This window comes from Helicobacter marmotae (genome assembly GCF_003364255.1).
GTDB classification, from domain to species: Bacteria; Campylobacterota; Campylobacteria; order Campylobacterales; family Helicobacteraceae; genus Helicobacter_C; species Helicobacter_C marmotae.
The window spans coordinates 110,408-122,759 of the sequence record NZ_NXLR01000003.1 but is presented as its reverse complement, the minus strand read 5'-3'; the positions used below and the strand labels follow the sequence as shown (position 1 = coordinate 122,759).

Sequence of the window (12,352 nt, the reverse complement as noted above, 5' to 3'; positions counted from 1 at the left end):
AAGTGCCTATTTTTCTAAGAGAAATAAAAGTTTTTATCAGGTAAAATCCTGCATTTTTTATTGTAATTTCACATAAAGGAAACATCAGTGCCAACCATAAATCAGTTAATTAGGAAAGAACGAAAAAAGGTTATCCGCAAAACAAAGTCTCCTGCGTTATTGGAATGCCCACAAAGAAGGGGCGTTTGCACACGTGTTTATACCACAACACCAAAAAAACCAAACTCGGCTTTGAGAAAAGTAGCGAAAGTGAAATTAACTTCAAAAGTAGAGGTGATTAGCTATATCCCCGGAGAAGGTCATAATCTTCAAGAGCACTCCATTGTGCTTGTCCGCGGTGGTCGTGTGAAAGACTTGCCCGGTGTGAAGTATCATATTATACGCGGTGCGCTAGATACTGCTGGTGTAGCTAAACGAAGTGTATCACGTAGTAAGTATGGTGCCAAAAAGGCAAAAGCCAGCGGCGATAAAAAATAAATAAGGAGGAGAGAATGAGAAGACGAAAAGCTCCCGTGCGAGAGATTCTAGGAGACCCAATCTATGGAAGCAAGGTAGTTACAAAATTTATTAATAAAATGATGTTTGATGGTAAAAAAAGTGTGAGTGAAAAAATTATTTATGCGGCATTTGATAGGATTGAAGAAAAAAGTGGTGAAAAGGGTATAGAAGTGTTTGAAAAAGCCCTTGAACGTGTAAAACCTCTTGTGGAAGTAAGAAGTCGTCGCGTAGGTGGGGCTACTTATCAAGTGCCTGTGGAAGTACGACCAGCTCGCCAGCAATCTCTTTCTATTCGTTGGTTACTTGAGGCAACGCGTAAGAGAAATGAACGCACAATGGTGGAACGTTTGGCAAGTGAGCTTGTTGATGCGGCTAATGATAGGGGAGCGGCTTTTAAGAAAAAAGAAGATGTTCATAAAATGGCTGAAGCAAATAAAGCTTTTGCACATTATCGTTGGTAAAAGAAGGATTGGTAATGGCAAGAAAAACCCCTTTAGCAAGAATTAGAAATATTGGAATTGCTGCACATATTGATGCGGGTAAGACTACCACTTCAGAGCGAATTTTATTCTACACAGGTGTAAGTCATAAGATTGGTGAAGTCCATGATGGTGCTGCGACTATGGACTGGATGGAGCAAGAAAAGGAAAGGGGTATCACCATTACTTCTGCGACAACAACTTGCTTTTGGAAAGACTATCAAATTAATCTTATTGATACGCCCGGACACGTTGATTTTACCATTGAGGTTGAACGTTCAATGCGTGTGCTTGATGGTGCTGTGGCTGTGTTTTGCTCTGTAGGTGGTGTGCAACCACAAAGTGAAACGGTTTGGAGACAAGCCAATAAATATGGCGTTCCTCGTATGGTGTTTGTTAATAAAATGGATAGAATAGGGGCGAATTTCTACAATGTAGAGAGCCAAATCAAGCAACGTCTTAAGGCTAATCCTGTGCCTATTAATATCCCCATTGGCGCAGAAGAAGGCTTTAAGGGTGTGATTGACCTTGTGCAAATGAAAGCCATAGTGTGGAATGATGAGTCTATGGGCGCAAAGTATGATATTGAGGATATTCCCGCAGAGCTTGTGGATAAAGCAAATGAATATCGTGAAAAGCTTGTAGAGGCTGCTGCAGAGCAAGATGAAGCATTAATGGAAAAATATCTTGGTGGCGAAGATTTAAGTATTGAAGATATTAAAAAGGGTGTGAAAATTGGCTGTTTAAATATGAGCCTTATCCCTATGCTTTGTGGCTCAAGCTTTAAAAATAAAGGTGTGCAAACACTCTTAGATGCGGTAGTAGATTTTCTCCCTGCTCCTACAGAAGTGGCTGAGATTAAAGGTATTGACCCAAAAGATGAGAGTGAGCTTAGCGTAGAGTCAAGTGATAATGGAGCATTTGCTGGATTAGCATTTAAAATTATGACAGACCCATTTGTTGGGCAATTAACTTTCGTCCGTGCTTATCGTGGTAGATTAGAATCTGGTAGCTATGTTTTAAACTCCACTAAAGGGAAAAAGGAACGTGTAGGGCGCCTCTTAAAAATGCACTCCAATAAACGTGAGGATATTAAAGAAATTTATGCGGGAGAAATTTGTGCATTTGTGGGCTTGAAGGACACTGTTACGGGTGATACACTTTGTGATGAGAAGCAACCTGTTATTTTAGAACGTATGGATTTCCCAGAGCCTGTGATACAAATCGCTGTAGAGCCAAAGACAAAGGCAGACCAAGAGAAAATGTCTATAGCTCTTGGCAAGCTTGCTGAAGAAGATCCAAGCTTTAGAGTAAGCACACATGAAGAGACAGGGCAGACACTTATTGGTGGTATGGGTGAGCTACACTTAGAGATTATCGTTGATAGATTGAAGCGCGAATTTAAGGTTGAAGCTGAAGTAGGTGAGCCACAAGTTGCCTTTAGAGAGACTATCCGCATGGCTGTAGAGCAGGAGTGCAAGTATGCCAAGCAATCAGGCGGGCGCGGTCAATATGGTCATGTACATATTAGACTTGAGCCAAAAGAGCCCGGTGAGGGATATGAGTTTGTAAATAATATTAGCGGTGGGGTGATTCCAAAAGAATATATCCCCGCAGTTGATAAAGGTATCCAAGAAGCAATGCAAAATGGTGTGCTTGCTGGCTATCCTGTTGTTGATTTTAAGGTAACGCTTTATGATGGAAGCTATCATGACGTGGATTCTTCTGAAATGGCGTTTAAAATTGCTGGTTCTATGGCGTTTAAAGATGCTTGTCGTAAGGCAAATGCGGTATTACTAGAGCCTTTGATGAAAGTTGAAGTAGAAGTGCCAGAAGAGTATATGGGCGATGTGATAGGAGATTTGAATAGACGGAGAGGGCAAATCAATGCTATGGATGATCGTATGGGCTTAAAAATTGTTAATGCCTTTGTGCCTTTGGCTGAAATGTTTGGATATTCCACTGATTTACGTTCTGCTACGCAAGGGCGAGGGACATATACAATGGAATTTGACCATTATGGTGAAGTCCCAAGTAATGTAGCGAAAGAAATTGTAGAAAAACGCAAAGGTTGAGCTTAGAATAAGGGGTTATTATGTGGAAATATCTTTTGCCTTGTGTGTTGGCGTTGTTTATTGTTGCTTGTTCTACAGATGAAAAGGAGAGCCAAAGCCAGCAAGGCATAGAGAAGTCAAATGTAAAGCAAAATACAAATAAAATCGATACTCCCCGTGCTACTGACCCCTTAGAGAGTAAAGACAATAGCCAATCAATAGAGAAAAACCCACAAACTTCATCTCCTAGCACCATTTCTACAGAATCTAGCACATCGCAATCTACTTCTACGCAGCCTCAGGCTAAAAAGACTAAGTCTGATGCTTTAGCCCTTTATGCTAAATGCGCACCTTGCCATGGCAAAGATGGCAAAAGCGTTGCTCCCGGTAGTGTGGGTAATGTGCTTCTCGCTTCACTTCATAAAGCCCAAGTTATAGAATCTCTCAAAGGTTTTCGTGCCAGAACGCTAAGCAAGGGCGGTAATTCTGTGATTATGTATATGCAGACTAAAAATTTAAGTGATGAGGATATTGAGGCATTAGCAAGCTATATTGATTCTTTGTAGAAATTGAACACTATGGGCATAAAGGAAACTTATGGCTAAACTTTCTCTTGTGGTTCCTTGCTATAATGAATCAGCCAATTTGTCTATTTTTACAAAAACAACTTTTGGAGTGCTTGAGGATATTGCTAAAGCATATCCAAATAGTGAGTTTGAATTAATTTTTGTCAATGACGGAAGCAGTGATTGCACATTACAAATGCTTCATTCTTTAAAAAACATGCAATCTACCCCATCTTCATTTAATCTATCCCCCCCCCCAGCTAAAAGCCAAATAAAGGTTATTGACTTTTCTCGTAATTTTGGAAAAGAAAGTGCGATGTATGCCGGCTTGCAAGCAAGCACCGGAGATTGCGTTGCTATTATTGACGCAGATTTGCAAGACCCGCCATCAATGCTCCTTGAGATGTTTGCTAAATGGCAGGCTAAAGCTGCAGATGTTATTTATGCTAAACGTATTTCTCGCAAAGGAGAGAGTTTTTTCAGAGCCAAGCTTTCTCAAGGTTTTTATCTCTTAAGTAATCTCATCTCTCAAGTGCATTTAGAATCAGGCGTGAGAGACTTCCGCCTTATGGATAGGCAAGTAGTTGATGCACTTTTAAGTATGAGTGAATATCATCGTTTTTCAAAAGCGATGTTTGAATGGGTGGGATTTAAAAGATTAGGTTTAGAGTATGAGTATATTCCTCGTGTGCAAGGCACGAGTGGCTGGAGTTTTTGGAAACTCTTTAAATATGCCATAGAGGGATTTATTAGCTTTAGCATTTTGCCTTTGCGTGTGGCATTTGTGCTGGGGCTTATGATGAGCGTGCTAAGTGTTGGCTATGGTTGCTATGCCATTATCAGCACACTTATTTTTAATAATGCTGTTATGGGTTGGACTTCGCTCGTGGCGTGGATAGCCTTTTTGGGCGGTGTGCAGTTGATTATACTAGGAGTTATTGGGGAGTATATAGCAAGGATTTATGAGCAAGTAAAGCATAGACCTCTCTATATAGAGAAAAAGCAAAATGAACCTAACTCGTCAAAGTAGCCAATCAAAAATTATCCTCTATGCCGCATTGTTGATTTTGGCTTTTGCGTGTGTGTTGAGATTGCATTATGCGCAGTTTAAAGACGTCTTCCATATGGATGAGATTCTCTCCATCACCCTTGCTGAATATAATGAATATGGTTGGATAAAGCCATTTGAGGGCAATAAGCTCTATGAGGCTGGGCAAATGCAAGAGGCGATATTATGGAATGATTCTACATTGAGTGGGGCATTGGCTGATGTAGGACGTTTATGGCTTGATAATCGCGATAGTCCGCATACCAATTTATATTATTCTCTATTGCGTTTATGGCATATTGGCTTTAGTGATACGCATTTAAAGCATATCTTTTACCGAGCCTTGGGTTTGAATTTTGTGTTTTTGCTCTGCGCTTTTAGCTTTGCCTTTATGCTTGCTCTGCAACTTTTTAGGCATGGGTATGTTGTGCTCTGCTTTTTGGCTTTAGGCTTTTTGAATCCCGCAGGTATCAGCAATACTTTATTCTTGCGACCATACGCCTTGCAAGAGGCTGCGTTTTTTGGCTTTTGCTTTGTGCTATTTAAGTACCTAGCATATTTAAAGAATCCAACGCAAGCTGCCTTGGATAGGTATTTGAAATGTGTAAATAAATCAAAAAGATATATCAAGTTATGGAGTGTGGGTTTTGCTTTATTTCTAGGGGTGTGTGCGATATTTGTGCATTTAAGCCATGAAGTGAGGTATGCTGAAGTCGTAGTGAGCGAAGTTACACAAGAAGGCTATGAGGGGAAGATGATTTTTACAAATCCTATTTTTAGGGAGCATAAGCCTTATATTACTTTAGAACCTTTGGTAGATTCGATGATATTTGCTAAAACGTTTGCCCCTATGAGCTTTTCTACAAAAGAGAGGGCTCGTTATTTGGAGATACATACTAGGCAGATGCTTTCTCAAGGTGAAAGCCTTGGGGTTATGCCCTATAAGATTTATGTGCAACCCTCCTTCTTTGTGCTGCTTGCTATATGCTATGTATTGGGCTGTGTGTTGATACTTTGCATACCTTTAATCTCAACTCAAGTAGCCCTTTTAGCTCTCTCTAGCTCTATATTGCTTTTAAGTGGCTATTTTGCTGCTATTTTTGTTATAGGAGTGTTTGCTTTAGCGACTTTATGGAGGTGGAAACTCCCGCACAATCGATTGTTTTTCCTAACAAGCCTTGTGTATTCCTTGCTTTTATGCACGCTTTTATATCCTAAATATCTCTTTGCCTTTAGTGGCTATAGAGCACAAGAAGCAGGCGATAAGCTAAGCATAGAATACCTCCTTTCACATTTTGGGGAAAATACAAGGTCTTTTTTTGATATAGTATTAAATGCTACTTCTTGGAGTGTGATTATTGTAAGTATTTGTGGTATATGCCTTTGTGTGATATATAGCATAAGGCATTTTTCTACCCTAAAGGCATATTTTAGAGATTTTTCATTTTTTCCCTTGCCTATTGTGGCATTTATTTTGGGAATCTGTGCATTACTCTGGGCTTATATGGTTATTTACATTGCTCCTTTTAAAGATTTACGTTATGTGATGTCAGCCTTTGGGCTTATAATGCTTATGTGTGCTGGTACTTTTGAGAGTGTATTGGTGCTTATATCCCTTTATGGAAGAACTTATGCAAGATTCCTTAAAGTAGGGGCTTGTATCATCGCTTTATGCTGCACATGGAGCGTTATACCCACGCAAAAGCATAATATCGCCTCAATCAACAATAGCAATTTTCTTATTAGCCCAACATATCAAGCTATGTCTTTGCCATCGGTTGTTTTTGTCCAAGATTATGTATATTATGCCTCACTCATACTGCCCTATCTTCCCCCTCAAAATAAAGTAATCTTTATCAATGATTGTAAGGATTTAAGCGCGCTTGTGGCTTTATATGGAGAAATAGAATATATTAGCGATGAAAACCCCTGCCCTTTGCAAATCTATCAGCAAAGACATCTCTATAGTATTGCCACTTTAAAAAGCATTGTTTTAAAATCTTAAATAAACCTATTAAGGAATTTTGCTTTACAATACGCATTTACATTGGCATAAAGGAGTGTTATGAAAAGTATGTTAGCGGGGGGGGGGGCAATAGTAAAAGTATAATTTACTTTTTTTGTGTCTTAGGAGTATTTTTATTGCTTTTAAATTGTCTTCTTCCCACACAGAGTGATGATTTGGGTGCTAGTGCTGAGGGATTAAAGGGCGCATGGAGAAGTTATATGCACTGGAATGGCAGAATCTTTGAAATGCTACGGGTTGCCTATGTAGCAAGCATTGCCCCAAGTATTTATTTTGCCCTGCTTAATACCCTTATAGCCCTTGCCTTTATTTTAGGCTTTTTTGTGTTTATCTTTGGTCGCTTGCCACGGGGCTTTGATGATATGATGATTCTAAGCATTTTAATGCTAATTATTATGTTTCGCTCTGCTTTTGGAGCGATTTTCCTTTGGGCAGCGGGAAGCTTAAATTATCTATGGGCGTATTGTGCTTTAATTTATTGCTTTATCCCTTATCGCTTATATTGGGGGAGGGTGTTTGATAAAAGCAGCCACTCACAAAGCCTTGTAGCATCTTGTAGCATAGGCTTAGCATTGCTTCAGGCGATAGGTTTATTTGTGCTATGCTTTATTGGTGGTATGAGTAGCGAGATGATAGGGATTGTCGCACTTCTTGTGCATATAGGCTTTTTGATATATGCCCTTAGGGCTCATCTAAGGCTGCCTCTGTGGTATTATAGTGGCATTGTTGGTTTATTGCTTGGTTGGCTTGCCTTGTATTTTAGCCCCGGTCATATGGAGAGAGCGGCTGTATGGTGGGAGCTTATGGGGAGGGAATCTTTTTATTTGCTTTCAGATATTTGGCATATGAGCCTTTTAGCGCAAATCAAGCATTTAAATATTGTATATCAAAAATTTGTCCCTTTAAGTGCTTTTATGATTGTTATTCCTATTTTATTTGTGTGTTATGAGCGCATAAAAGCAGGTATGAAACCAATATATCTCTTTCCTTGTATTATCGCATTGGTGTTGTGGTTTGTTTTTGTCCGTCATTGTGGGAAGATTCACTCTTATCTCGTGTATGTAGTGCCTCTTTTGCATTTTGTCTTAGCTATTGGATTTTTTGCTTTTATGATGCGCTTTTATCATAGGCAAAAAAGGGAAGATTTAGCTAAACTCTTTGCAAAACTTTTAATAGCATTTTTGCTTTTTTGCCTCTTTGTGGGCAGCACAATACAAGTGGGTATCCCCTCACGTGCAAGGCTTGTGTATGTATTAATTGGTGCTGTGATGGTGATATTTGTATATAGGCAATGGTGTGTTATGCTAGGGGGGCAAAAAGCAAGAAGGGTTCAAAATATTATCCTTGCTCTTTGCATAGCTTATGGAATCTTTGTGCTAAGTAGCTATATACATGGGCGAATAAAATGGAATGCAATGCTTGATAGTATTGAGGAGCAAAAGCTTGCAGGCAAGCAAGAAGTGATAGTGAAAGCCTCTACTTTTAAGTCATTTTATCATCAATATGGCGACTGGGGGAATCCGGGAGCTAACCCCAATGAGTGGCCCAATACCTCTTATGCCCATTATTTTGGAGTTAAGTCCTTTATAGTACAATAGCTTAAATCATAGCTTGGAGCGTGTATGAGCAAGCATTCAGTGGCAAAATCAGGGCTTATGTATCTTGGCATTGGTATTATTAATACATGCGTAGGCTATGGCGTGATTTTCCTCGCTTTATGGTGTGGTTTTATGCCTGAAGTGGCAAATATCATAGGCTATGGCGTGGGTTTTATCATCTCTTATATATTAAACAAAACTTTCACTTTTGCCTCTCCTTCATCACATAAACGCGATTTGCCTCGATTTTTGCTTGCTATGGGTGTGGCATATATCGCGCAATTTATCACTATGAGCTGCTCATATAGAATCTTTGGCTTAAACGCCTATATCGCGCAGATTGTTGGTGGAGCGGTGTATGTGTGCATTGGGTTTGTGATGAGCAGATATTATGCTTTTAGGTCATAAAAGAGAAATATATCTAAAGGAGTGAAATATGATTATTATCCCTGCGCGCTTGGCTTCTACACGATTTCCACAGAAAGTACTTTGCGATTTGGGCGGTATGCCTATGGTTGTGCGTACGGCTCTTAATGCAAAAGAAGTCGATGATGTCGTGGTGGCTTGTGATGATATAAGGATAGAATCTGTCTGCAAGGCATATAAGATTGATTGCGTGATGACAGATACAAGCCATAATAGCGGCACAGATAGATGTGCTCAAGCAAGCGAAATTTTGGGCTTAGGCGATGATGAGATTGTGCTAAATATCCAAGCTGATGAGCCATTTTTAGAGCATGAAGTGATACAAACTTTAGGGAATCTTATGAGAGAGAAAGCCCCATTTATGGGGACTTTAGCAAAAGTGATTTCTCAAGCAGATATTATAGATTCTAATCTTGTGAAAGTGGTGCTTAATGCTAAGAATGAGGCACTTTATTTTTCACGCGCTCCTATTCCCTTTTGCCGTGATAAAGCCTGTAAGTCTTTAGAATCTACCCCATATTTAGGGCATTTGGGGGTTTATGGATATTATGCAAAGCATCTTAGGGCATTTTGTGCCCTGCCTCAAAGCCCGCTTGAAGATATAGAGAAGCTAGAGCAGCTAAGGGCACTTTATTATGGGAAGTCTATAGCTTTAGAGATTGTGCAAACTCAAAGTATGGGTATTGATACCAAAGAAGATTATCAGCTAGCCTTAGAGCGCTTGCAATGAGTGTAGCTGCAGATAATGAGAAAGTGAATTTACATACAGATTCACTCCCTCGCCTCTTTTTTTACTTTTTTATCCCCAATTTATGCGCTATGCTCGCTCTCTCTACATACTCGACTTTTGATGGCATTTTTGTGGGTAAGAAATTAGGCGAGGAGGCATTAGCCGCTATTGGGCTCTGCTGGCCCGTGTTTCCTGTAATCATCGCTTTTGAGCTGCTTTTTGGTTTGGGGGCGGCTTCTATTGCCTCTTATTTTTTAGGCAAGGGAGAAGAAGAGCGTGCGAGATTAATGTTTAGCTCTGTGTTTTATTTTGCGTTTTTTTCCTCAACGTTTTTAAGTGTGCTGCTTTTTGTATATGTGGAAGAGATTGCTCTTGCCTTAGGTGCAAGCCAGAGTGTGCTAGGCTATGTGGTAGAATATTTAAGGGTGATTTTTCTAGGGTCTGTGATTATTGTACTACAGCCTTTGCTTGATGTATTTGCTATTAATGACAAACGTCCCATTTTGGCTATGGTGGCGATGATTATAGGCTCCGCCTCAAATATTGTGCTTAACTATCTTTTCCTTTTTATTTTAGAGTGGGGTATATTTGGCTCTGCTTTGGCTACGATATTAGGGCATGCCTTAGGGCTAGGCATACTTTTAAGCCATTTTATAAGCAAAAGGGGCAAAATCTATTTTATCAAACGATTTTCCTTTAACGCCGTGCTTGCTTCAGCAAAAAATGGTATCCCTCAAAGTATCGCCGAGCTTAGCGTGGCATTTGTGATGATTATGTTTAATCACACGCTTAAATCTCTAGCAGATACAGAATCTACGAGAGTGGAATATCTGGCTATTTATAGCATTGTGATGTATATAGGGGTGGTGTATTGGACGATACTCCTCTCCTGTGCGCAAGGTGTGCAGCCCATAGCGAGCTATAACTATGGTGCAGGGAATATGCAACGCGTAAGGGGTATTTATATCTTTGGTGCGCTTTTTGCTACTTTGCTAGGCATAGCGATGTATGGGCTATTCTTGTTTATAGATACTTTTATGGTAGGTTTATTTCTCAAGCAAGAGAATATTTTAGAATCTACCCTCATAGCTGCGCGGGTGTATTTTGTGGCTTATATCTTTTTGGGCTTTAATATCGTAAGCGCGATTTTCTTTCAAGCTATTAGAGCTCCTAAAAGTTCTTTTATTATCACGCTCTCTTATAATCTCATTTTTGTGCTGCTTTTATTATTTGTCCTCTCTCATTATTATGGAGTTTTTGGTGTGTGGCTTTCTTATCCCCTTGCTATGATATGCTCTAGCTTTGTCGCATTGGGTGTGGTAGTGTGGGAGTGGCGCTATGGCGTGCTTGCCCATAAGGGATAGGGTTTTTATAAAAGGGTAATTTTGCCCTTAGAGGTGTTGAGAATCCCTTGCTTTTTGAGTATTTTTAATGTGCGTGAGAGAGATTGAGGGCTGATATTGAGACTTTGGGCGATATGCTTTTGACTTAAGGAGGGGAGTTGGTTATGATGTGCCTTGAGGTAGGAGAGAAGGCGCTCTTGTATGCTTTGATTATATGTAGCAATATGAGTTTCTAGAATCTGCACTTTTTGGCAAAGTGAAGTGATAAACAAAAGGCATATCTGCTTATCTGCTAAGCAGTCTTTATAAAATGCTCTAGCACTTATGCTCATAATCTCACAATCCTCCACACACTCGGCATTGGCAGGATAGGCAAGATTCATAAAAAAGGGCATTTCAGCGATAAATTGTGGGGCGCATAAAGTGTGCAATGTATGCTCTAAAGTGTGGTTTATATTGGAGCTTGCCTTATAGAGCCGCACCTTGCCGCTTATGAGTAAGAGTAAATGCTCTGCCTTTTGCCCTTCAAAAAATATAATCTCGTCTTTTGTATATTGATGAGTGCGACTAATGCTACGTAGCGCTCGGATAAGTTCTTCCATCGCTTCTCCTTAAGGGTAAAATTTGAGAAATCTTAACACAAATTAATTTTTTTCTATGAGTTTTGCTATAGCATTCCCTTTTATTTCAAAAAGGAGAATATATGGAAGCGCTTTATCCGTATTTGCTTATCGTGCATATATGCTGTGCAATTATATTTTTAGGCTATATTTTTACCGATGTCGTGCTTTTAAGCCCACTAAGAAAGATACTAGGGAATGAAATAGCTAATCGCGTGTTTTCAATAATCACCCAAAGGGGTGTGAAGATAATGCCTTTTTGCTTACTTTTGCTTATCTTAAGCGGTGGGGCGATGATAAGCCGTTATATCGGAGGCGGACATGGCTATTTTGATACACCTTTGCAAATATTACTTATAGTGAAAATGTGTTTGGCTCTATGTATCTTGCTTATGGTGGTTATCTCGCTTAGTTGTAAGTTTTTAGGTTTTAAAAACCCTCTTGCCAATGTGATACACCCCATTGTGTTAATACTTGGCTTTATGATTGTAGTCCTTGCAAAAGTGGCGTTTATCATATAAAAGGAGTAAAAATGAAATATGAAGCAATAAATGCAGATTCCATTATGAAGCTTATGGATATATTTTATGGGAAGATTCGCGTTGATGGCAATGGTTTAGGCAAGATTTTTAATGCCAAAATTGGCACAAGTGATGAGCAGTGGCAAGCGCATAAAGCAAAGATTGGCAGCTTTTGGCAGGGTATGTTGCTAGGAGTTGGGGATTATCACGGGCAGCCATTAAAGGCACATTTAGACTTGCCTCCATTTCCACGAGAGCTTTTTAATGTGTGGCTAGCACTTTTTGAGGAGAGTTTAAGGGCGGTGTATGTGAGAGAAGAGGATATTACACATATTTTATCCCGTGCCCAGATGATAGCCCAAAGATTCCAATATATTATATATGAAAGTGGTATGGTGCATTGAATCAGACTTGTATCATTGATTTAAAATCTTGGTTTGTGT

The 12,352-nt window shown here is 39.6% G+C and carries 13 protein-coding genes; 12 read left to right on the top strand and 1 reads right to left on the bottom strand.

The window, feature by feature from the left end; translation table 11 throughout:
- Positions 1-87: 87 nt before the first annotated feature.
- The 10 genes from rpsL to CQA63_RS03010 are packed head-to-tail and all read left to right on the top strand — an operon-like array spanning position 88 to position 10,789.
- Entirely contained in the window at positions 88-477 is a 390-nt protein-coding gene (gene rpsL, locus CQA63_RS03055; RefSeq protein WP_034326268.1) for a 30S ribosomal protein S12, read from the top strand.
- Between the two features lie 14 nt (positions 478-491).
- On the top strand, positions 492-959 hold the full coding sequence (gene rpsG / locus CQA63_RS03050; protein WP_104699306.1) for a 30S ribosomal protein S7: 468 nt from the start codon (positions 492-494) through the stop codon (positions 957-959).
- Between the two features lie 14 nt (positions 960-973).
- A complete protein-coding gene (fusA, locus tag CQA63_RS03045) occupies positions 974-3,052 on the top strand; it encodes an elongation factor G (protein ID WP_104699307.1) in 2,079 nt (692 codons plus the stop codon).
- Between the two features lie 20 nt (positions 3,053-3,072).
- A complete protein-coding gene (locus CQA63_RS03040) occupies positions 3,073-3,597 on the top strand; it encodes a c-type cytochrome (RefSeq protein ID WP_233706545.1) in 525 nt (174 codons plus the stop codon).
- A gap of 31 nt (positions 3,598-3,628) precedes the next feature.
- Positions 3,629-4,627 carry a glycosyltransferase family 2 protein gene (locus CQA63_RS03035; protein WP_104699308.1) on the top strand — a complete coding sequence of 333 codons (999 nt, stop codon included), beginning with the start codon at positions 3,629-3,631 and terminating at the stop codon, positions 4,625-4,627.
- Complete coding sequence (locus tag CQA63_RS03030) at positions 4,605-6,650, top strand: hypothetical protein (RefSeq protein ID WP_104699309.1); 2,046 nt, start codon at positions 4,605-4,607, stop codon at positions 6,648-6,650. Before CQA63_RS03035 ends, CQA63_RS03030 begins: the two co-directional genes overlap by 23 nt.
- Positions 6,644-8,269: a DUF6056 family protein gene (locus CQA63_RS03025; RefSeq protein WP_342352869.1), complete on the top strand. Its 1,626-nt coding sequence runs from the start codon at positions 6,644-6,646 to the stop codon at positions 8,267-8,269. Before CQA63_RS03030 ends, CQA63_RS03025 begins: the two co-directional genes overlap by 7 nt.
- A gap of 24 nt (positions 8,270-8,293) precedes the next feature.
- On the top strand, positions 8,294-8,677 hold the full coding sequence (locus CQA63_RS03020) for a GtrA family protein (RefSeq protein ID WP_104699311.1): 384 nt from the start codon (positions 8,294-8,296) through the stop codon (positions 8,675-8,677).
- Between the two features lie 28 nt (positions 8,678-8,705).
- A complete protein-coding gene (gene kdsB, locus CQA63_RS03015) occupies positions 8,706-9,425 on the top strand; it encodes a 3-deoxy-manno-octulosonate cytidylyltransferase (protein ID WP_104699312.1) in 720 nt (239 codons plus the stop codon).
- Positions 9,422-10,789 (top strand): MATE family efflux transporter, encoded by a 1,368-nt coding sequence (locus tag CQA63_RS03010; RefSeq protein ID WP_104699313.1) that lies wholly within the window; start codon positions 9,422-9,424, stop codon positions 10,787-10,789. The genes kdsB and CQA63_RS03010 overlap by 4 nt, the downstream gene beginning before the upstream one ends.
- Positions 10,790-10,794: 5 nt before the next feature.
- On the opposite strand, the gene CQA63_RS03005 is transcribed toward CQA63_RS03010, so the two are convergent.
- Positions 10,795-11,370 (bottom strand): Crp/Fnr family transcriptional regulator, encoded by a 576-nt coding sequence (locus CQA63_RS03005; protein WP_104699314.1) that lies wholly within the window; start codon positions 11,368-11,370, stop codon positions 10,795-10,797.
- Positions 11,371-11,471: 101 nt separating this feature from the next.
- Between CQA63_RS03005 and CQA63_RS03000 the strand changes: the two genes are divergently transcribed.
- Entirely contained in the window at positions 11,472-11,909 is a 438-nt protein-coding gene (locus CQA63_RS03000) for a copper resistance protein CopD (protein WP_104699315.1), read from the top strand.
- An 11-nt stretch (positions 11,910-11,920) separates the two neighbouring features.
- Entirely contained in the window at positions 11,921-12,313 is a 393-nt protein-coding gene (locus CQA63_RS02995; protein WP_104699316.1) for a group III truncated hemoglobin, read from the top strand.
- The last annotated feature ends 39 nt before the right edge of the window (positions 12,314-12,352 follow it).

Bases quoted from the DNA above. Each gene is read 5' to 3' on its own strand.
- rpsG (WP_104699306.1), top strand. From the start codon at position 492: ATGAGAAGACGAAAAGCTCCCGTGCGAGAGATTCTAGGAGACCCAATC.
- fusA (WP_104699307.1), top strand. From the start codon at position 974: ATGGCAAGAAAAACCCCTTTAGCAAGAATTAGAAATATTGGAATTGCT.
- CQA63_RS03040 (WP_233706545.1), top strand. From the start codon at position 3,073: ATGTGGAAATATCTTTTGCCTTGTGTGTTGGCGTTGTTTATTGTTGCT.
- CQA63_RS03035 (WP_104699308.1), top strand. From the start codon at position 3,629: ATGGCTAAACTTTCTCTTGTGGTTCCTTGCTATAATGAATCAGCCAAT.
- CQA63_RS03030 (WP_104699309.1), top strand. From the start codon at position 4,605: ATGAACCTAACTCGTCAAAGTAGCCAATCAAAAATTATCCTCTATGCC.
- CQA63_RS03020 (WP_104699311.1), top strand. From the start codon at position 8,294: ATGAGCAAGCATTCAGTGGCAAAATCAGGGCTTATGTATCTTGGCATT.
- kdsB (WP_104699312.1), top strand. From the start codon at position 8,706: ATGATTATTATCCCTGCGCGCTTGGCTTCTACACGATTTCCACAGAAA.
- CQA63_RS03010 (WP_104699313.1), top strand. From the start codon at position 9,422: ATGAGTGTAGCTGCAGATAATGAGAAAGTGAATTTACATACAGATTCA.
- CQA63_RS03005 (WP_104699314.1), bottom strand. From the start codon at position 11,370: ATGGAAGAACTTATCCGAGCGCTACGTAGCATTAGTCGCACTCATCAA.
- CQA63_RS03000 (WP_104699315.1), top strand. From the start codon at position 11,472: ATGGAAGCGCTTTATCCGTATTTGCTTATCGTGCATATATGCTGTGCA.
- CQA63_RS02995 (WP_104699316.1), top strand. From the start codon at position 11,921: ATGAAATATGAAGCAATAAATGCAGATTCCATTATGAAGCTTATGGAT.